Source organism: Butyrivibrio sp. LB2008 (assembly GCF_000621565.1).
In the GTDB taxonomy this organism is placed as follows: Bacteria; Bacillota; Clostridia; order Lachnospirales; family Lachnospiraceae; genus Butyrivibrio.
The window spans coordinates 52,083-73,188 of sequence record NZ_JHXZ01000018.1; the positions used below are offsets into that span (position 1 = coordinate 52,083).

The following is a 21,106-nucleotide window of genomic DNA, read 5'->3' on the forward strand; positions in this document are numbered from 1 at the left end:
CATCATATGAAGATATTATTTCTTCCAAACTGGGAGGTTATGAAGTGCAGTGAGGCACCGAAGGACAAGCAACCTCCCGATTATTATGTAAAGGGTGAAGACTACTGGTTTTTTAGATATTTTGAGAGAAAGCCGGAAGTTGATATTATTGATGTCGCATCTGCAAAGTGGATACAGAATATAGAGAAGAATAAGCTGAGATTCTATGTGATACAGGCGCTGAAGGCGATACCAAGGCTTAATAAGTATGACCTTGTTGTGTCGCACGGGATGCAGAGCGGCGTTGTTATAAGCTTGTGGAGGAGACTTTTTAAGACGAGAGCAAAGCATATTGTATTTGATATAGGTGCGTTTAACAGCGCGGCAGAGAGCGGCGCGGCGCTTAAGCTGATGCAATTTGCCAGCAGGTCGATTGACGGTTTTATTTATCATACAAGCAGTCAGATAAAGTACTACGAGAAGTTTTTTTCATGGATTGTGGATAAATCGCAGTTTATAAGATTCGGAACGGATGCGGAGTATTTCACAGAAGAAAGCGACGTCCGGAAAACTAATAATGCTTCAGCCAAGAGGCAGGAAACCCCTGATGCTCCTATCCAAACCCCTTACTGCATCTGCGTCGGCTACTCCAAGAGAGACTGGGACACCGTGATCAAGGCATTTGAACTTGCACAGCCCAAAGATCTCAAACTCCTTCTGGTTGGACATGTGGAAGATAAGTACAAAGACATAGCAAATGTCGAACAGATGGGCTTTGTATCGATAACAGAATTAAAGAATCTTATTACAGGTGCTAAATTCGGTATCCTTCCGCTAAAGTCGTACAACTATTCATATGGCCAGATGACGCTTCTTCAGCAGATGGCTATGGGTAAGTGCGTGATCGCATCCAAAGTGCCGAGCCTTGTGGATTACTATGAGGAGGGCGTAACAGCGGTATCTTATGAGCCTGAGAATGCACGGGAGCTTGCGAATGTGATCAATAGCATAAACACCGATGACGCCGTGCGCGAAAAAATCGGAATTAATGCCGCGGATCATGTGAAGAATATAAGCAACGAATGCACAATGGCAAAAGAAATTGAGCGCTTTTTATATGGGTATTTATATAATTAAAAAAGGAGATTATTATTCACAAAATTATAATAAATATCTGCTATGATATGTTATACTCCTAGTGGGAAAAGTTTGTTGAGGAATAGGTACTAATGAAAAAGAGCAAGATACAAAAAAGATATATATATAGATTTTTATGCACAGCGTTTTTATGCATACTTGCGACAGGAATGTTTCTGATAGCGTGGTATGATTTTGTTTTTGATAATAACCACACAGGAAATCTTCTTGGAATCGGAAATCTGGGCATGGCAATCGGAATATATTTTATTTTATATTATTTTATCGGAAGGTCACTCAGGGCATTTAGGATTGGTGTTGACAGGAAAGCTAACCTATTGGCGTCGCAGGTAATGACGATATTTATCGTGGATTTTTGCGAGCCGTTTATTTCTTGTGCAATCACAGGGCAGTTTAGGTATTTTCCTATTTTTGCGCTAATATATTTGGTTTTGGCATTTGCGCAGAGTACTGTTCTATGTTTGATCATAATTCCGCTTGTGGATTTATACAGAAAACTCTTTAAGCCGCAGCGCATTTTGGAAGTATATTGTGATGATTCCAATGAAAAAACTGAGTTTATGAACGAACGCCCTGATAAATACAAGGTTGTTGATTCAATCAATATTACAGAGGGTGTGGAAAAGATTATATCGATTGTGCCTAAGTATGAGGCTGTTCTTCTTAATGACATACCTTCAGAGCTTAAGAATGATATATTAAAGGAATGTTTCAGAATCGGGAAAAGGGTATATTTTACACCTAAGATTGCAGATATAATCGGTAAGAATTCTGAGAATATAAACCTCTTTGATACACCGCTTTATCTGTGCAGAAATAATGCAATGGGTATGTGTCAGCGTGTTTTAAAAAGATTTTTTGATCTATTCTTTTCGACTTTGGCATTCATCATATTTAGTCCGGTCTTTATAATTGTTGCCATTGCGATAAAGCTTGAGGATAAAGGCCCTATTTTTTATAAGCAGGACAGAGTTACTATTGGAGGTAAAGTCTTTAGCATTTTAAAGTTCAGATCAATGATAGTAGATGCTGAGAAAGATGGAAAGCCCCATCCTGCCGGAGAAGCAGATGATCGTATAACCAAAGTGGGACGCTTTATTCGCCCTACAAGGATTGATGAACTTCCGCAGCTTCTTAATATTATTGCAGGTGATATGTCTATTGTCGGACCGAGACCTGAACGAGTTGAGCATGTTGAGAAATATACAAATGATATACCGGAGTTTTCTTTCAGACTGAAAGTAAAGGGTGGTCTTACGGGAGTTGCTCAGGTATTTGGCAAATATAATACAAGTCCGCTTAACAAGCTTAAGATGGATTTATATTATATAACTAATTATTCCCTTCTTCTCGATCTTCAGATTATTTTTGAAACTGTAAAAATTCTTGTACAGAAAGAAAGTACTGAAGGTTTCTCGGAGGAGAAGCAAAAAGAAATGAGACAGGCACAGAAGTGATATAATAAGTGGAGGTGGTAACACCTCCTTTTTTATAATTTTGAAAGTATGGTACAGTCTATTGGATAACAAAATTAAAACAATCGCATACGATCTTATAACAGCCCAGCCCTCGTTTGGCAGCAAGTTCCATGGCGGCGGAGAATATGTGAAGGCTGTTTTTGAAGAGCTTGTAAACAGATATCAGGGAAACGGCGCGGAGATAATAGCTTTTTATGCTAAGGACAGATTCCTTGATGACTGGATAAAAGACCTTATTAAGGAAAAGAATGTCAGGACGGTATATATAAATGAGCCGAATGACATTATAAGCAAGATATCAAGCGGAGAAGTTAAATGTGATGTCTTTTACTCCGCGGGAACGATCGTATTTGACAGAAAAGAGCTTCCGGTAGATATGATCACTATCGGTACTTTCCATGATCTCAGGGACTTTGAAGAACCTGTCGACAATTATTCACATCTTTATTATGATGGAATGACCGACAAGATAAAGCAGTGCGGCAAATATTTAAGGCGCGGGTATCTCAGGAACAGGAACCTCGGCAGATACGCGGTATGTGCGGCAGGATATGACAGGATAGTATGCGTTTCGGAGCACACAAGAGCTATGATGGAGACTTATCTTCCTGAGACGAGGAATAAGATCGCGGGCGTATTGTACACTCCGAGTAAGCACTACATGGAGCCTGAGAGCGAAAAAACAGGTCTGAACGTCGGAACGGGCTATGTTCTGATGATCAGCACCAACAGGTGGATAAAGAACTCGTACAGAGCATTAAAGGCACTGGATCGCCTATATGATAACAAGACGATAGACAGAAAGACGGTGCTTGTTGGCGGATTGTCCAAAGGTATTAAAAAGAGCATAAGACATTCCGAGATGTTTGAGTTTATCCCGTATGTCAGTCCTGAAGAGCTTGAATATCTTTATTCCAATTGCGGACTTTTTGTATATCCGACGCTCAATGAGGGATTTGGAATGCCGCCTCTTGAAGCAATGAAATACGGCAAAACCTGCGTTATTTCGGCATTGTGTTCTCTTCCCGAGTTATATGCAGGAAGCGCATATCTGATAAATCCGTACAGCGAGGAGGAGATGGCTTCGCGCATATATATGGCACTTAATAACCCGATAGATACTGAGGATATTAAGGCTACTTACAACAGAGTCACGCAGAGACAGAGCGACGACCTTCGTAAGCTCGCGGATATGATTGCCGGAGCCTGATGAATTTTTAGAATAGAGGATTAAAGACATGTATTACGCACCTGTGATAATTCCTACATTGTGTAGATTTGATCATTTCAAAGAGTGCATGGAGTCCCTTGCCCGCAACACATGGGCAAAAGATACTGAAATATATATAGGACTTGATTATCCTTCCAAGGAAGCGCACCGCGAAGGATACGACAAGATATGCAAATATCTGGAAGAGACCAAGTTCCCTTTTAAAGAAGTCAATATTTTCAAAAGGGAGAGAAACTTTGGAGTATATAAAAATGTCGAGGACCTCGCCGCAGCTGTCAGAAAGAAGCATGACAGATACATTTTTACCGAGGACGACAATGTCTTTGCAGACAGATTCATCGAATATGTTGACACAATGCTCGAGCAGACAAAAGACAGAGACGATATATACGGCGTGTGCGGTTATTCCTATCCTATCGACCACAGCGCATATGAATCCGGTAATGCAAACGATAACGAAAACGATAATGAAAAGAGCGGATACAGTTACATGGTAAGAACCGCGTTCCCTGCCTGGGGATACGGAGGCTTTTTTCACAAAAGAGATAAGCTCATGAGCGAGTATACGCATGAGTTCCTGATAAATGGTATAAGAAAAGGCGTAAATCATAAGCTCATAAAGTCGCTTGGAAAAATATACGGCGGCTGGTTTGTGAACAGAGCCTGCGGCAAAGAAATCACCTATGATGACATCGATGTCCAGCTGTACCAGACTCTTACCGGTAAAATGAGCATTATGCCGCACAAAACCCTTGTTAAAAATATGGGATGGGACGGAAGCGGAGTAAACTGCCAGACAGGAAGTTATGATTTTTCTTCTCAGGAACTGTATGTGGGAGAAATATCAGACAGAATCCTTCCTCAGGATGACAACAGGGAAAAAGAAATCTGGAAATTTATAAGCGGTTTAAATTCATTAGATACAATTACGGATCTTAAGATTAAGATAAAATATATTCTTATAAAACTGGGAATAAAGAGATAAGAGACGAGTATGTTATCTGTAATAGTTGTAGACTATAATTCCATAGAAAAAACGCTTAGATATATCCGCGATATAAGTAAGAAATTGGTAGCTGACGGGGATATCCACTACATTATTGTGGATAACCGCTCGGACATTAAGGACTTATGTGGAAATCACAAGTATTCACATTGCTTTAGCGGCAAAGAGAAACTTAAGCGTAAGGAAGATGAAGAATTCGAGGGCAAAAGAGTTGTCAGATACTCTTTTGGCGGAAAGAGTCTTATTTACATATCAGCCGGAGATAACCTTGGTTATGCCAAAGGCAACAATCTGGGAATACGACTGTCGGAAAAGCTTTTTGGGGATGAGTATTATCTTGTGTCCAACAATGACATTGAGATTTCCGATACGTTTGATTTTGGTATGATAAAAAGAATCTTTGACAGAAACTTTGCTGTTGCCGTTATAGGGCCCAAGATCGTAGGCCTTGACGGAGAGCCTCAGAGCCCTAACCGCAAGCCGACTGCGTTTGGGAATCTTGTCATGACATACCTGTCAATGGCTACTCATGATAAGATATTTAAATGGAATGATGTCGATTATACCGGCGAGAGCAAGACCTGTTACAGAGTTATGGGCTCGTTTATGTTCATTCGCGCTTCGGCTATGGCTGAGGCGGGGATGTTTGATGAGAATACATTTATGTTCGCGGAGGAGATGATCCTCAGCGAGCGTCTTCTTAGATGCGGATATCTCACATATTTCTATAACGGACTTTCGGTTATCCATGCCCACGGAGAAAGTGTCGGTAAGGTTGCGGACAGGTCGGAACCGATAAAGTGGGCACATGAATCATTGACTTATTATTTTAAGACATACAGAAAGACTTCAGTAGTCTTACTTTGGCTTGGAAAAGCTACTTGTGGCCTGTACATAAAGCTTTATAAGCTAAAAAAGAAAATTGCATCGAGGTAGTAAAGTGAGTACCGGGAACAAAAAGAAGGTTATTACAAATTTTATATGGAGATTTCTTGAGAGAATCGGAGCGCAGGGCGTTTCGTTTATTGTATCGATAGTACTTGGCAGAATACTTGACATGGAAGTGTACGGAACGGTGGCACTAATTGTTGTCATCACAGCTATCTTGCAGGTTCTTGTGGATAGCGGACTCGGAAATGCACTTATCCAGAAAAAAGATGCCGATCACCTGGATTTTTCATCCGTGTTTTATTTTAATATATGCGCATGTGCAATTCTTTACATGATCATGTTTTTTGCGGCACCTTTTATCGCTGCTTTTTATAAAGAAGACGGTTTGGCGGCTATGGTAAGAGTGATCAGCCTTACCATCGTGATATCGGGTGTAAAAAATGTGCAGCAGGCTTATGTATCAAGAAAGATGATATTTAAGAAATTCTTTTTTTCTACGATAGGAGGAACGATCGCGTCTGCTGTTGTGGGAATCTGGATGGCACTTAAAGGGTTCGGAGCGTGGGCTCTTGTTGCGCAGACCGTGGTTAACCCTGCCGTTGATACGATTATCTTGTGGATAACGGTGGACTGGAGACCGAGAGCGGAGTTCTCGTTTGAGAGACTTAAAGGTCTCTTTTCATACGGATGGAAATTACTTGTTTCGGCTTTGCTCAATACAGGATTTGAGAACCTGCGTGGCCTTGTAATAGGTAAAATAGATAAAGAACAGCTTGCCGGTTTTAACAGAGGGCAGCAGTTTCCGATGTTTATCATCAATAACATAAACACGTCGATTAGCAGTGTACTTCTTCCTACAATGTCTGAGGAACAGGATGATATAGCTAGGATTAAGATGATGACTAGACGCGCTATCAAGACGAGCACGTATTTTATGGCACCTGCTATGCTGGGACTTGCAGCATGCAGCGATGTTTTTATTAAACTGCTCCTTACTGAAAAGTGGCTTCCCGCGGTTCCGTTTTTGATAATATTTTGTATTGTGGATGTCTTTTATCCGATTGCGACAGCAAATCTCAATGCCATGATGGCGATTGGACGAAGTGACTTATTTCTGAAACTTGAGATTATCAAGAAGACGACGAATTTACTGATACTTATCATAACGGTAAGACATGGCGTCATGGCGATAACGTACGGAATGATCGCAGCAGAACTTGTAGATCAGGTCGTAAATGCATGGCCGAATAAGAAGCTTATCGGATATTCTTATTTTGAACAAATGCGTGATATACTTCCGACACTTTTGCTGTCTGCTGTGATGGCGGCAGTTGTATATTGCATAAGATTTTTGAACATGAATCTTATATTTACGCTGCTTGTACAGATTGTGGCCGGAGTCATAGTCTATGTGGCGGGCTCTGTTGTATTTCATTTTGAAACCTTTAATTATGTTCTTGGAATTATAAAAGATTGGAAGAAACAATAATGGAAAATAAGATACTTGTAACAAGATCATCAATGCCTCCGTTTGAGGAATATGTGGATGAGATAAAAGATATATGGGAGTCCCACTGGATGACCAATATGGGCGTTAAGCACTGCGAGCTTCAGGCGCGGTTAAAAGAGTATCTAAAAGTTGAGAATATGGACCTTCTTGTAAACGGTCATATGGCGATTGAATTGTCATTACAGGCACTCGGATTCTCTGAGGGAGAGGTTATAACCACGCCTTTTACATTTGCATCCACAACACATGCGATCGTGAGAAACGGCCTTAAGCCTGTATTTTGCGATATCGATCCCGTGACATATACAATGGATGTCACTAAACTTGAAGAACTTATAACGGATAAGACCGTTGCGATTCTTCCCGTGCATGTTTACGGACATATCTGCAATGTTGATGAGATAGAGAGAATTGCTAAGAAACATAATCTTAAGGTTGTCTATGATGCCGCGCATGCATTTGGCGAGACCGTAGACGGAAAAGGCGTCGGAAGCTTCGGAGACGTCAGCTGCTTTTCATTTCATGCGACCAAAGTATATAACACGATAGAAGGCGGCGCGGTCTGCTTTAAGGATGAGCAGTTCGGCAAAGACATATACAGACTCAAGAACTTCGGAATAAAGAATGAAGAAGTCGTTGACGGAGTCGGCGCAAATGCCAAGATGAATGAATTCTGCGCAGCGATGGGAATATGTAATCTTAAGCATGTTGACTCAGAGATACAGAAGAGAAAGAAGGTTGTGGAAAGATACCGCGAGCACTTAGAGGGCGTTAAGGGAATACAGCTTGCTGCGGTTCAGGATAAGGTACAGCCTAACTATGCATATTTTCCCGCTGTATTTGATAAAGACGTATTTGGAAAAGACAGGGATGAGGTATTTGAGAAACTCTCGGATAACGGAATCGGAGCAAGAAAGTATTTCTATCCTCTTACCAATGAATTTGACTGCTATAAAGGGCAATTCGATGCAAGTAATACACCGATTGCCCTTAAGATCAGTAAACAGGTTCTTACACTGCCGCTTTATGCGGACCTTGATATAGCAGATGTAGATAGAATCTGTAAAGTTATACTAGAATAATCAGCGGAGCCGGTCATTGTCATACCAATTCAAATTGGTTCAAAAATTCTTTGACCTGCTCTTTGGAATTGAACATCATTACATCGATTATAGACAGGCCGGGAACAAACTCATTGTCATACTGCTTGTAAACAATATCTCCGGTCTTAAGGAACTTAAGCTCAAGTCCGTTGTCTGAGAAGTGCTCTTTGGAATAGAGCTCTTGTCCGCCAATCGCGTTGAGATAACGGTCACCCGAAAGACGCTTTACTATGTCTATCACCTTAGCTTCTGCGGCAAGTGACGTATCTTTTTCAAGGTCTGATGACAATACCAGTTTAGTCCGGATGTCCAGGTAATCGCAGACTTCACTGATTGAAGTAAACAGGAACTTTGCGAGATTTCCGTTCATCTTGGAGAGGATACTCTCAAGAAGCGGATAGACTTCGCTGTAATACGGAGCATTTTTGTAACAGCGCTGAAGCGTCATATAGAGCTTTTTCTCAAGTCTTGGATCGTCAAATATATCAATTTCGTTTATCTTCTTGTTGGGGCTTGCTTTGGATAACTGGACATTTATATAAAGTGGCTCTGCGTCCGATAGAATCCTGTTTCTGTTGATCCAGCCACCCTTTATAAAATTGACATCATCATATACCACATATTCATCAACTGCATTCATCAGTTGCCAATATCCTATATAAGGGAAAAAATACGGTTGCATGATTCCTATTGTTTTATTAGCCATAATATGCAATTCCTCCAAATAATCCATATAATAATACTTCATTTGTAGAATGAAGGCAAATATAGTATTATTACACAGGAGAACAGATTTCACACGTAATATCGGCGTGTTTTATACAATATAACATTTACTGATCGGAAGGATATTAGTAGTGAATAAGAGAATCAGGTTTTTTAATTTTATAGTATTGTTTGTTGTTGTGATTATTATTGCTGCAGCTATTCTTCTCAGAAATCAGACTGTTTCATATAATCTTGTCGGAAGTACAGATTCTTCTGTTACTTTATCTCCCGGTGATATTTTTATTCAGACGTATTATCCCAATAGAAAAGAAATAGTAGAGGTTGATTTTGCTCTTAAAGAAGATACTCTTTTAGATGGTGAATATTCGCTTGTTATATCGGAAGGCGGTTACCCATTTGAAGGCTATGGCAGTAAAGTGACCAATTTATATAATGGAGAAAATGAGAGCGTTTTAAGGTTTAAGCTTTCAGACAAGTATAAACCTTCTCCCGGAGCAAGACTTAATCTTTTTATAATGAGTGATGAAAATAATAAAGATAAAATTGAACTTGCTTCAGATTCATCTTACCGTAGCTTTTTTGTGTACGATATTCCGACTGCGGTGCACAAGCAGGGAGATTATACGCTTGATGTCAGGATATTGGCAGAAAAGAACTACAAGTGGTTTTTACTAATGTGTGTTCTACTGTTCACAGTAGGAATAACATTGCTTCTGGTGCATTTTTTCAAAAATAGTTTTGAGGAAAATGTGGCACTGTCCGTATTTGTTACGGTTTTTCTTTCGTATATGTTCGGCTTGATGGGAGCTCTTAAGCTTGTTTTTGTAATCCTATTTATTGCATCTATAGCAGGTATTGTCTTTTTCTTTTTGGACTGTAATAAGAGGGAGCTACCGTTTTACAAATGTGTGGATAACGGAGCCATTTTATGGGTTGTGACTGTTTTAGTGCTCTTTGTTACAATCCGCCATACCTATATAGGCGATCCGGACACAATTTTCTATATGAATAATTGTAAATATATGTTTTGGTCGGATTCACTTGCGTATACTCATGGGTATCATCAGTTTATTTCGGTCTTTGCATATCTCTTTGAAGCAATAAACGGGATTTTTTCTGAAGATATTTATTTGTTTTCTGTAATTTTATATGAGTTTTCACTTCTCTTTGTATTTTTAAATGTGATCAGGTTACAAGGGAAAAAGCAAGATTTTATGTTCAAAGTGTTGCTTCTTGCATTATGTACGATTTTTGCTGTTGCTGTTCTTCCAAGTGCTTTTTTTAGCGCTATGATGGATGTTCCGTTTGCTATTACGCTTGCATATGTTTTGGGAAATCTTTATTTTGAGAAGTTAAGTAAGATATCTTTGATAAGGCTTATTTGTGCATCTATTGCTCTTGTTATGATCAAGAGAGCCGGACTTCCGGCAGTGCTAATAATTGCTTTGATTCTTGGGACACATGCTATTCGTTTTAGGGAAAAAGGCAGGAAGGTTGAAAAAAAATATTTGGCGGCTATGTTGTTGCTACTGTTTGCGTGCATAACTGCAAGTAAGACGGTAGATATTTTGGGGGCGAGATTAACTGATAAGGTACCAATAGAATGGGAAGTTGATTATTCATATGTTGCTTCGGGTTCTGAGCAACAGGAAAATCCGCAATATTTAATAGCGTCATCTGCTCCATGTCTTCCCGCTCTGGTATCATTTACAGATCAGTCAGGTTCTATTGATGTTGCTGATGTTGCTATACTTAGGAAATTAGCAGATGCCTTTTTTAATATGAAAACCTTTATGGGATTGTCTTATGCTGAATCGTTGGGGATAGTGTTTATTGTTGCGGCGGTTTTGTGGCTTATCAGAAGAGATGAAACTTCTTTGGAGTTCTTTAAGGATAGTTTAGAAGTGGTATTTGCGGCTCTTTTATATTTTAGCTCTTTGATCTATAAGTATTTATATAATATGGAAGAGTATAACAGGGGAAGTCTTAATGCATATGACAGATATGCTGTTCACTTTGTCGGAGCATTGGCGATATTTGAAGCGGTATATCTGATAAAAGTTTTGCACCAAGAAAGCGATGGAAAAGACAATATGCTGCGGCTTGTTGTTATTACATTGGTTGTTATGGTGGCTTCGTGTATAAGAATAGATTTTGCTTCCATGACATCTTGGATTGATTCGGATATAGTTTCGATTGAGAGGTCGAGAGAAGACTTTGAACGTGCACTTTCAATTTACTATGGCTACGGACATCGCATGGCTGTTTATATGCCGGAAAAATCGTTTGATCAAGCAAGTTATTATGTAAAGAGGGTTGATCTGGATTGCTGGACTTCTGTAGCTTCGTTTTGTACTGATGCTATTTCATCTGAGGATATGATGATGGATTATGCAAGGTATTTATCCAATAAAGAATATTTATATCTGGTCAATTATGATGCTGATTTTCTTAAATATTGCTCACGCTTGTTTGATAATAATGGACAAGATATAAAAAGACATGCGTTGTATCATATTAAATTAAAAGAAAATGGGGCACTGTATCTGGAATATTTGGGACAGATTCCGTTTAGTGATAGTGTCCTCAGAACTCTTGACGGAACTGATAGAATTGAAGGATGATCAATATTTCTCCAAATAAAAGTATATGGCTTTTATTTGGAGATTTTTGTATATGTGAGGGGTATAATATTATCTGTTGGATAAAATAACGTATAATAAACGTCAATATGTCGGTTTGCTTGCCCATCATTATTATTCAATGTATAATAAAGTGGTTTATATGTGTTTAGGTGTACTATTACACTGTGACACCAAATAATAAATTCACAAGGAAAGCATTCAGATGAGTAAAAGAATCCTTGTAATATGCCAATATTTTTATCCTGAACAGTTCAGGATTAATGACATATGCACAGAATGGGTACAGAGAGGATATGACGTTACTGTACTAACCGGAATACCTAATTATCCGCAGGGCAAATTTTATAAAGGCTACGGATTGTTTAAGAATAGAGAAGAAACATGGAACGGAATTAAGATAATAAGGATACCTCTTATTCCGAGAGGGCATTCACCGATAGGGCTTGTGCTTAATTATTTTTCGTTCCCGATTTCAGGATTCTTTTGGAATATATTTACAAGAATACAGGCTGATTACGTATTTATGTTTGAAACTTCGCCGATGACTCAGTGCAAGATCGGTGTGAGATATGCCAAGAAACATAGAGTTCCGCTTTATTTATATGTTCAGGATCTTTGGCCTGAGAACGTTGAGATTGTGACAGGAATACATAATCCACTCATAATAAAGCCTATAGACAGAATGGTTGATAAGATTTACAAAGCCTGTAATGAGATATTTGTTACAAGTCCAAGTTTTGTAGAGGCGGTTGTGAATCGAAAGGTTCCCGTTCCGAGAGAAAAGGTACATTATTGGCCGCAGTATGCGGAAGATTTCTATAATGTGCTGGATAGAGAGGCTTCGATAAAGGAACTTGGCGACTCTGATGATGACAGTATCAAAGAGCTTATAGCTGATAATACATCCATGAAGGTTGCTTTTACCGGTAATATCGGTTATGCGCAGGGACTTGAAGTCCTTCCGCAGACAGCAAAACTTCTCGGAGATATGAACGTTAAGTTTGTGATTGTAGGAGATGGAAGATATAAGAGTAAGCTTGTTTCTGAAATAGAAGAATTGGGTGTGAGAGACAAGTTTATACTGATAGACAGACAGCCTGCGGAGAAGATTCCTGCATTTTTGGGATTGTGTGATGCGGCGTTCATCTCATTTATGGATACGCAGCTCTTTACATGGACTATACCGGCCAAGCTTCAGTCATACATGGCTTGCGGAATGCCGATAATTGCATCTGCAAAGGGTGAGACTGAAAGAGTTATAAAAGATGCGGATTGCGGTGTATGCGTTGATATCGGAAATGCAGAAAAACTTGCTGAAGCAATAAAAAATCTTCCGGATTCATATAAAAATATGTATGGACCGAAGGCAAGAAAATATTTTGAAACTAATTTTACAAAGAAGAAACTGATAGATGAATTCGAAAAATATTACAGATAATAAGACAACAGTTAAAATAAGACCGTATCAGAGATGTACAAGATGCGTTATGGATACGACTGATTCTAAAATAACATTTGACGAGAACGGTGTATGTGATCATTGCCGTAACTTTGATAAGAATATAGCGCCGTATTGGAAGCCAAAAGAAAATAAAACAGAAGAATTAATGCAACTTGCCGAAAAGATAAAAAAAGCAGGAAAAAACAGTGATTATGACTGCATACTCGGGCTTTCCGGCGGGGCAGACAGTTCATATCTTGCATATATTGCCAAGGAAGTTATGGGGCTTAGACCTCTGGCTTTTGTGGTTGATACCGGTTGGAATCTTAATGTGGCTGTTGATAACATTGAGAAGATAGTTAAGGGCCTTGACATAGATATGTACACTGAAGTCATTAACTGGAAAGAAATGGCCGATCTGCAGCTTTCATTTTTTAAGTCCGGAATATCTTCACAGGACTTTCCTCAGGATCACGCGATTTTTTCTGCCTTGTACAATTATGCTGTTAAACATAAGATTCACTATGTTCTTACAGGATCCAATAATGCGACGGAGTTTATCCGTCCGCCGGTCGAGTGGATATATATGAATGACCTGACCATGGCAATGGATATTCATAAGAAATTCGGACAGAGAGAATTAAAGACATATCCCACATGCGGAATGCTGAAGTACAAAGTATATTACAGATATTTTAAGCAGATGCACAGGGTGTATCCGCTTGATTATGTTGTTTATAACAAACCGGAAGCAGAACAGCTGCTCCATGAGAAGTATGGGTGGAATAAATACGAGAATAAACACTATGAGAATGTGTTTACCAGATTTTTTGAAGGATACTATCTTCCTCACAAGTTTGGATTTGATACTCGTAAAAATGTAATGTCCAATGAGATACTTGCAGGAACACTCACAAGAGAAGAGGCTTTGGAGAGACTTGAACAATCTCCGTACGATCCTGATCTGATGATGCAAGATAAGGAGTATATTGCCAAAAAACTCGGAGTATCAACAGAGGAATTTGATGCGATTATCGAGGGACCGAATAAGACACCTGAAGATTACAAGAATTCTATGTGGATGATTCGACTCGGAGTGTTTGTTAATAAACTGCTCGGTATGGAGCGAAGGAATCTTAGAGTATAACGGACATTACAGTCAGACAATATATAGAAAAAGTGGTAAAGCAATGATAGGAATAATTGATTATGGGCTGGGTAATCTTGGCTCCATAAAGAACATGCTTAAGATAATCGGAGAGAAAGCAATTATTTCTTCCGATATAACAGAACTTGATAAATGCGATAAACTTATTTTACCGGGCGTTGGGTCTTTTGACGCCGGAATGAGTAAGCTAAATGAAAGCAATTTAGCTGAATATATAAAGAAGGTGGCAACTCAGGATAAGAAACCTATTCTTGGTATATGCCTTGGAATGCAACTTCTGGGAACAGGCAGTGAAGAAGGTACTTCAAAGGGACTTGGCCTCATTCCGTTTTGCAGTAAGAAGTTTCAAGTTCACGATTTTAATTTGAAAGTCCCTCACATGGGCTGGGATATAGTTGATATCAAAAAAGATATACCGCTTACACGCGGTCTCACAGAAAAGAGACAAAGGTACTATTTTGTTCATTCATATCATGCAGTATGTGATTCACAGGATAATGTCATGATGACATGTGATTATGGTTATGAATTTGCGGCAGCGGTTGTGAAAAATAATATCATGGGCGTTCAGTTTCACCCGGAGAAGAGTCATAGCTTCGGAATGGCACTACTAACTAATTTTGTAGAAATGTAATCAGAGATTAATTATGTATAACAGACCACGTATAATCCCTGTTCTTCTGGTAGATGACAGGGATCTTATTAAAACAAGACAATTTAAAGAAAGAACATATCTTGGAGATCCGGTTAATGCGGTTAAGATATTCAATATTAAAGGAGTAGATGAATTATCCATATTGGATATAAGCGCTTCCAAGAATCATGGAGAACCGGATTTTCAGTTACTTAGCGATATAGCAAGTGAAGCATTTATGCCATTAAGTTATGGCGGCGGAATCACAAATATTGATCAGGTCAGGAAACTGCTTGCAATAGGATATGAGAAGGTTGTACTTAATACAGCACTTGTGGATAATCCCGAGCTGATAAAAGAAGCCGTGCGACTATTTGGAAGCCAGAGTGTTGTTGCATCTATAGATGCAAAGAAGAACAAGAACGGATACGAGTGCATTATAGAAGACGGAAGTCGTAAGACCGGAATAGCACCGGCTGAAATGGCAAAGAAAGCATTGGAGCTTGGTGTTGGTGAGATCATAATCAATTCCATAGATAATGACGGTATGATGCAGGGATATGATATTGAACTTGTTAAGAGCATAGCTGATGCAGTTGATATTCCTGTAACTGCAATAGGCGGAGCAAGCGGAATTGATGATCTAAAAAAGGTACTGCAGGAAGGACATGCACATGCGGCAGCAGGCGGAAGTATGTTTGTGTTCTACGGAAGACTTCGTGCTGTGCTTATAACGGCACCTCGAGAAGAGGAATTGATAAAAGCCGGAATATATGATTCGGAAGGATAATAAGATGAGTGAAGTTGTCATAAAAAGTAAATACAGTAAGCCATATCAGATATGCAAATGTTGTGTAATGGATACGTCAGATGAAGATATTACATTTGATTCAAACGGCGTATGTATGAGATGCAATGAATATAAAGAACGTATAGAACCTGAGTGGAATCATGGCAAGGGACATGAGAAAGAATTGCAGGATCTTATAAATGCTATTAAAGAAAGCGGAAAAGGAAAAGAGTATGACTGTATACTCGGCCTTTCGGGCGGACTTGACAGTTCTTACATGCTTCATCTTGCGGTAAAAGAATGGGGATTAAAGCCATTTGTATTCCATATCGATGCCGGTTGGAATCTTCCTGTGGCTGAGACCAATATAAAGAAGCTTACGGATAAGCTCGGAGTTGAGCTTCATACGGAGAAGATGGACTGGGATGAGATGCGCGAGATGCAGCTTGCGTGGTTCAGAACAGGACTAGAAATGCTTGACGCTCCTCAGGATCATGCGTTTATTTCACTTATAGACAGATATTCATGTGAGCTGGGAGTTAAGTATATTCTCAATGGTTATAATATTTGCACGGAGATCATTGCAGATCCATCTTCATGGGAGAAAGGATCGGGCCCGACAGGTGACGGTACATATCTTAAGGATGTAATCCGCAAATATTGCAAGATACCGATCAAGAAATATACTTTTACCAACGGTTTTAAGCACAAATTCTGGATTCCGTATGTTTTGGGTGTAAAAACCCTTAAGCCTCTTAATTATGTAGAGTTTACAAAGGAACAGATGCTTGAAACTCTTAAGAAAGAATATGAATATGAGCCGTATTCGCAGAAGCATTTCGAGGATCTTATCACGAAATTCCTTGAAGGCTATTGGCAGCCTACAAGATTTGGACATGATATAAGAAGAGCACAGTTATCAAGCCTTGTTGTAACAGGACAGATGACAAGAGATGAGGCGTTAAAGATTCTTGAGCAGCCACCGTTGTCAGAAGAAGAAAGCAAAGAGCTGTTCACTGAAGTGGCAAAGAAGCTTGAAATATCTGAAGAAGAACTTATGAAGTATCATGAGATGCCGGAATGTACAGATAAATTCAAGAGCCAGGAATGGTTTTACAATCTTGGAATCAGAGTTTATGAGATGCTGGGATTAGAGAAGAGAATTAGGAAGTAGAATATATGAAAGTGCTTTTGATAGATGTTAATTGTAAATCTAGTAGTACAGGACAGATTGTATATAATCTATATTCATATATAAATGCGCAAGGAGGAGAAGCATCTGTTTGTTATGGTCGTGGTCCAGTTGTAAATGAAAGAAATATATATAAATTCGGCATTGATGTTGAAACATATCTTCATGCTTTTTTAACTAGGATAACAGGATACACAGGGTGTTTTTCTTTTTTTTCTACCAAAAGACTTATAAAATATATTGAAGACTTTAAACCTGATGTAGTTCATATTCATGAGTTACATGCGTATTTTGTGAATATAAAACAATTGTTAGATTATTTGGCAGAGAAAAAGATTAAGATTGTGCATACTCTTCATTGCGAGTTTTCATATACTGGTAAGTGCGGACATTCGGTTGAATGTGAAAAATGGAAAAAGGAGTGTGGTGAGTGCCCACATTTAAGAGATTATCCGATTACACTGTGGTTTGATCATACAAAAAGAATGAAAAAGGAAAAACAAGATTGTTTTAATAAAATAGATAATCTTATTATTGTTACTCCTTCACAGTGGCTTGCGGAAAGAACAAGAATGTCTTTTTTTAAGGATAGACGTATTGAGGTGATTCATAATGGTGTAGATACTAATATATTCAAACCAGTAGATTCATCTGAATTAAAAAAAGAGTTGGGGATTGATTTTGGTGAAAAGGTAATACTTGCAATTGCACCTAATCTCATGAGTAAAGAAAAAGGTGGCTGTTATGTCCTTCAAGTTGCTAAAAGATTGAAGAATGAGCATATAAGATTTGTGTTAGTTGGTGTAGATGGTGATACATATGAGAACTTGAGTAATTGTATAATAAAACCGCGTATATACGAGAAGGAAATATTGGCAAAATACTATTCAATGGCAGATGGATTCATTATTTGTAGTGAAAGAGAAAATTATCCAACAACATGTTTGGAGGCTCAGGCATGTGGGACGCCTGTTTTTGGATTTGCTACAGGGGGCGTAATAGAGACATCTTATCTTGATGAAAATAGATTTGTTGATTACGGAGATGTTGAGGGCTTAATTAAAGAAATAAGGCATATTGAAAAAAAGAGTAACGAATTGATTGCTAGAAGAATGGATAGCGTTGGAGATAAAGTAAGTAACGAGCTTTTCTTGCGTGAGAGTTATAAATTGTTTATATGATTTAGGTATAGGTGAATATAGCAAAAAGTATTATTTTGCATTGAACAATTAGTGTTTTAGAGTTTTGGTTAGCGTATCTTGTTTTAACAGAATTGGTATTATTAGTGATGACGCCTATATTCAATAACTCACATAAAAATTGGGGATTATTAGAAATAATTAAAAACATGGTATGGTTGGAGGTATTTAATGCCAATTGTATATTTTATATTGGCTGTATGTAGCTTTTGTTTAATATATTTTAAAATCCATAAGGACGTATTACATCCAGTAGCGATATTGACTTCTGTCTGGTTTTTTACAGCTGCAATTTCTTCTTTTCAATGGGGAGTATATCAGCATTCATGGTCTTTGCTAACACATTTTATGATTATTATGGCAGGCATAGGTTGTTTTTTTGCTGGATTTTTTGTTGCAACGCATAAAGAGTGTGAAGGGAATGAAAAAGTATGTATTAATAAAAAGTATAGAATTATAACAAGGATTCTCTTTATATTGTTATTATTTATGGTAATAGCGATTTTTTATAAGAATGGTATGAATCTAGCTTTCTTTCATAATATGAGAGGTGGAGATTTAAAAACTGAAGTTAGTAATAAGTTGGAAGGGATTACATCTTTTGAGTCTTATGTAATTAATTTATTGCCATTTTGTGCTATTTTTTCTTTTTTTGAATTGATTTATGGAGAACGGCGAGAAAGGCATATTGTATATAATGTTTTTGTTATTGGTAGTGTATTGTTTTATTGCTTAAGAGTAATCTTCTCTAGAGGCACACTATTATATTTGTTATTGGGGGGACTATATATATATAATTCGAAGAAAAAATTATCTATAAAATTACTGCTCTTTATACTTTTGGGAGTGATTATATTATTGGGAATTTTAATGACGATTAGAGTGCAGGCCGAGTCAATGGTTTTTAACGGGGTTAAGCATATTAGTAGTCCTATATTAACATCTGCATATAATTATATTGCATATTCATTTGAAAACTTTAATGTCATAGTGGAAAAGGGTAGTAGATATCATATTTTTGCAAATGTATTTCAGTCTATTTATAAGCTATTGGGAATGTATAGAGAGGATCAAATTATAGCAAATGATATTGCTGGAGTTTTCAATTCGCTTACGTGGCTTAGCCCTTTTTATGATGATTTAGGCGTCTTTGGTACGGTGTTTTATCCAGTGGTAATCGGTGGTGTACTAGCATTTTTTTATAATAAAAGTGCTAAAGACAAATACTATATTTTAATTTTGGCAGTACTACAGAAAGCTGTATTTATACCTTTTTTTGGGAATTATTTTATTACAACATTAAGTATAGTTTTTCCATATATAGTTACTGGAATTATATGTTTTGTTTCAAAGAGGGTAAAAATAACAATTCCTAAATTTAAGTGGGGATAAGTAGCATTGAGTGATAATTCGAAAAGATTGGCCGTTGTTGTTACGGTTATAACATTTTTATGCAAGATGTTTGGGTTTTTAAAAAATAGTATTTTGGCATATTATTATGGAACTAGTCCTGTAGTAGATGCTTATGTGATGACTTTTTCAATAGGGACAATTACATCTGGATGGATAGCGGGGTTGATAGGGAATTTTACGCCAAAATATCAAGAAATTCAAACAGTGCGAGGACATAAAAAAGCGATACTATTTTCAAGTCAGGTGATAAATTTAATCGTTTTTTTAGTGGTTGCGTTGGTTATATTGTTGGAAATATTTTCACCGCATATCGTAAAAATTGTAGCACCAGGATTTACGAACGAAACATATTATTATACGGTATATTATTTTAGAATCTATTGCATTAGCGTGCCATTCTATGCATTATTTCGCTTCTTTCAAGAGTTCCTTAACTGTAATCAGAATCATCTTGCTGCAGTAGCACCAGATTTGTTAATGAGCTCTATGTGCATAATAGCAATAATTATAAGTCATTATATTGGCTCGAATGTATTGATTTTGGGCTATGTATTTGCAATAGTGGCACAGAGTATAGCGACACATCTAAGTTCAAGAAAAATAGGGTTCAATTTCAGGGTTACCGAATTATGGAACAAGGATTTAAGATCATTGATGGTTATGGCAATTCCTATTTTTCTAAGTGATACTCTTGCGAATATTAATAATCTTATAGATAAGGTTTTTGCATCAAAGCTTGAATCAGGTATTGTTTCAGCTCTAGATTATGCAAACACAATGAAGGATTTTGCATACCAAATAGGTACAATTGCAATTTCAATAATGGTATTTCCTGTTATTTCGAAATTGTGGGCTGAGAATGATTATAAAGGATTTAATGAAAAAGTGGTAAAGGGGCTTGATTTCTTTTCTGCAATGTATATTCCTTTAGTTGTTGGTATTGTTGTGGCTGGAGATTTAGTGATACATATAGTGTTTGGAAGAGGTGCATTTAGTGAAGCTGCCGGAAATATTACTTCAAATGCTTTTATAATTTATTCTATTAGTTTGCTTGCTATGACTTATAGGTGTATTTTTTTGAAAGCGTTTTATGCTATGCAGAAGACATCATATATTTTGTTAGTAAGTTTTTCAAATGTTTTATTGAATGTTATTTTGAATTTTGCATTGGTGAGAAGATATGGATATATTGGTTTGACTTTTGCTACTACAATTGCAGCTGTATTATGCTTGCCAATTTATTTTGTTTTATTTAGAAGAATGACTAATGTTTCCTATAAATTATTCGCATGCAAATTTGCGAGATGCTTAATATGTGCTGGAATTATGGGAAGTGTAATCTATTTTGTTAAAAAAGTAATGTATAGTTTTTGGGAAAACAGCTTTTTAGAAAATATACTTTTACTAGTTTTAATTCTGGTCGTTGGAGCAATTGTATATGTTTGTGCGGGAGTTTTATTTAAAATTGATGAGGTAGTGGATTTATTATCATATATTATTAGAAAGATAAAACATAATATTTATAAGGATTGAGTGATA

The 21,106-nt window shown here is 37.6% G+C and carries 17 protein-coding genes; 16 read left to right on the forward strand and 1 reads right to left on the reverse strand.

Annotation, left to right across the window (positions count from 1 at the left end; all coding sequences use genetic code 11):
- The first annotated feature begins 6 nt into the window (after positions 1-6).
- From T356_RS0106955 to T356_RS0106985, 7 genes are all read left to right on the forward strand, one after another.
- Positions 7-1,116 (forward strand): glycosyltransferase family 4 protein, encoded by a 1,110-nt coding sequence (locus tag T356_RS0106955; RefSeq protein ID WP_026513879.1) that lies wholly within the window; start codon positions 7-9, stop codon positions 1,114-1,116.
- Between the two features lie 92 nt (positions 1,117-1,208).
- Positions 1,209-2,594, forward strand: a complete 1,386-nt coding sequence (locus T356_RS0106960) for a sugar transferase (protein WP_026513880.1) — start codon at positions 1,209-1,211, stop codon at positions 2,592-2,594.
- Between the two features lie 61 nt (positions 2,595-2,655).
- The gene (locus T356_RS0106965) at positions 2,656-3,825 is read left to right on the forward strand and encodes a glycosyltransferase (RefSeq protein ID WP_155838985.1); all 1,170 of its coding nucleotides are present in this window, start codon (positions 2,656-2,658) and stop codon (positions 3,823-3,825) included.
- 28 nt (positions 3,826-3,853) lie between these two features.
- Complete coding sequence (locus tag T356_RS0106970) at positions 3,854-4,831, forward strand: glycosyltransferase family A protein (protein WP_026513882.1); 978 nt, start codon at positions 3,854-3,856, stop codon at positions 4,829-4,831.
- Positions 4,832-4,840: 9 nt separating this feature from the next.
- Positions 4,841-5,788 (forward strand): glycosyltransferase family 2 protein, encoded by a 948-nt coding sequence (locus T356_RS0106975; RefSeq protein ID WP_026513883.1) that lies wholly within the window; start codon positions 4,841-4,843, stop codon positions 5,786-5,788.
- Positions 5,789-5,792: 4 nt separating this feature from the next.
- Positions 5,793-7,232 carry a lipopolysaccharide biosynthesis protein gene (locus T356_RS0106980; protein WP_026513884.1) on the forward strand — a complete coding sequence of 480 codons (1,440 nt, stop codon included), beginning with the start codon at positions 5,793-5,795 and terminating at the stop codon, positions 7,230-7,232.
- A complete protein-coding gene (locus T356_RS0106985) occupies positions 7,232-8,335 on the forward strand; it encodes a DegT/DnrJ/EryC1/StrS family aminotransferase (RefSeq protein WP_026513885.1) in 1,104 nt (367 codons plus the stop codon). Before T356_RS0106980 ends, T356_RS0106985 begins: the two co-directional genes overlap by 1 nt.
- A gap of 19 nt (positions 8,336-8,354) precedes the next feature.
- Here T356_RS0106985 and T356_RS0106990 read toward each other — a convergent pair whose 3' ends face one another.
- On the reverse strand, positions 8,355-9,062 hold the full coding sequence (locus T356_RS0106990; protein ID WP_035780634.1) for a WbqC family protein: 708 nt from the start codon (positions 9,060-9,062) through the stop codon (positions 8,355-8,357).
- Positions 9,063-9,213: 151 nt separating this feature from the next.
- Here T356_RS0106990 and T356_RS0106995 point away from each other — a divergent pair, with 151 nt between their 5' ends.
- The 9 genes from T356_RS0106995 to murJ all read left to right on the forward strand — a co-directional run bounded on the left by T356_RS0106995 (position 9,214) and on the right by murJ (position 21,100).
- A complete protein-coding gene (locus T356_RS0106995) occupies positions 9,214-11,709 on the forward strand; it encodes a hypothetical protein (RefSeq protein ID WP_026513887.1) in 2,496 nt (831 codons plus the stop codon).
- Positions 11,710-11,932: 223 nt separating this feature from the next.
- Complete coding sequence (locus T356_RS0107000) at positions 11,933-13,168, forward strand: glycosyltransferase family 4 protein (RefSeq protein WP_026513888.1); 1,236 nt, start codon at positions 11,933-11,935, stop codon at positions 13,166-13,168.
- The gene (locus tag T356_RS0107005) at positions 13,143-14,318 is read left to right on the forward strand and encodes an N-acetyl sugar amidotransferase (RefSeq protein WP_051563230.1); all 1,176 of its coding nucleotides are present in this window, start codon (positions 13,143-13,145) and stop codon (positions 14,316-14,318) included. Before T356_RS0107000 ends, T356_RS0107005 begins: the two co-directional genes overlap by 26 nt.
- A gap of 43 nt (positions 14,319-14,361) precedes the next feature.
- Positions 14,362-14,973, forward strand: a complete 612-nt coding sequence (hisH, locus tag T356_RS0107010; RefSeq protein WP_026513890.1) for an imidazole glycerol phosphate synthase subunit HisH — start codon at positions 14,362-14,364, stop codon at positions 14,971-14,973.
- A gap of 13 nt (positions 14,974-14,986) precedes the next feature.
- Positions 14,987-15,763, forward strand: coding sequence for an AglZ/HisF2 family acetamidino modification protein (locus tag T356_RS0107015; protein WP_026513891.1), 777 nt, complete (start codon positions 14,987-14,989; stop codon positions 15,761-15,763).
- 4 nt (positions 15,764-15,767) lie between these two features.
- A complete protein-coding gene (locus T356_RS0107020; RefSeq protein ID WP_035780636.1) occupies positions 15,768-16,937 on the forward strand; it encodes an N-acetyl sugar amidotransferase in 1,170 nt (389 codons plus the stop codon).
- Positions 16,938-16,942: 5 nt separating this feature from the next.
- The gene (locus tag T356_RS18675; protein WP_051563231.1) at positions 16,943-18,136 is read left to right on the forward strand and encodes a glycosyltransferase; all 1,194 of its coding nucleotides are present in this window, start codon (positions 16,943-16,945) and stop codon (positions 18,134-18,136) included.
- Positions 18,137-18,325: 189 nt separating this feature from the next.
- The gene (locus T356_RS0107030; RefSeq protein ID WP_026513893.1) at positions 18,326-19,546 is read left to right on the forward strand and encodes an O-antigen polymerase; all 1,221 of its coding nucleotides are present in this window, start codon (positions 18,326-18,328) and stop codon (positions 19,544-19,546) included.
- 6 nt (positions 19,547-19,552) lie between these two features.
- Positions 19,553-21,100, forward strand: coding sequence for a murein biosynthesis integral membrane protein MurJ (gene murJ / locus T356_RS0107035; RefSeq protein ID WP_026513894.1), 1,548 nt, complete (start codon positions 19,553-19,555; stop codon positions 21,098-21,100).
- Positions 21,101-21,106 lie beyond the last annotated feature (6 nt).

Excerpts from the sequence above, each read along its gene's own strand:
- T356_RS0107000 (WP_026513888.1), top strand. The coding sequence starts at position 11,933 with ATGAGTAAAAGAATCCTTGTAATATGCCAATATTTTTATCCTGAACAG.
- T356_RS0106975 (WP_026513883.1), top strand. The coding sequence starts at position 4,841 with ATGTTATCTGTAATAGTTGTAGACTATAATTCCATAGAAAAAACGCTT.
- T356_RS0106990 (WP_035780634.1), bottom strand. The coding sequence starts at position 9,062 with ATGGCTAATAAAACAATAGGAATCATGCAACCGTATTTTTTCCCTTAT.
- T356_RS0107015 (WP_026513891.1), top strand. The coding sequence starts at position 14,987 with ATGTATAACAGACCACGTATAATCCCTGTTCTTCTGGTAGATGACAGG.
- T356_RS0106960 (WP_026513880.1), top strand. The coding sequence starts at position 1,209 with ATGAAAAAGAGCAAGATACAAAAAAGATATATATATAGATTTTTATGC.
- T356_RS0107005 (WP_051563230.1), top strand. The coding sequence starts at position 13,143 with ATGAATTCGAAAAATATTACAGATAATAAGACAACAGTTAAAATAAGA.
- T356_RS0106955 (WP_026513879.1), top strand. The coding sequence starts at position 7 with ATGAAGATATTATTTCTTCCAAACTGGGAGGTTATGAAGTGCAGTGAG.
- T356_RS18675 (WP_051563231.1), top strand. The coding sequence starts at position 16,943 with ATGAAAGTGCTTTTGATAGATGTTAATTGTAAATCTAGTAGTACAGGA.
- hisH (WP_026513890.1), top strand. The coding sequence starts at position 14,362 with ATGATAGGAATAATTGATTATGGGCTGGGTAATCTTGGCTCCATAAAG.
- T356_RS0107020 (WP_035780636.1), top strand. The coding sequence starts at position 15,768 with ATGAGTGAAGTTGTCATAAAAAGTAAATACAGTAAGCCATATCAGATA.
- T356_RS0106970 (WP_026513882.1), top strand. The coding sequence starts at position 3,854 with ATGTATTACGCACCTGTGATAATTCCTACATTGTGTAGATTTGATCAT.
- T356_RS0106985 (WP_026513885.1), top strand. The coding sequence starts at position 7,232 with ATGGAAAATAAGATACTTGTAACAAGATCATCAATGCCTCCGTTTGAG.
- T356_RS0107030 (WP_026513893.1), top strand. The coding sequence starts at position 18,326 with ATGCCAATTGTATATTTTATATTGGCTGTATGTAGCTTTTGTTTAATA.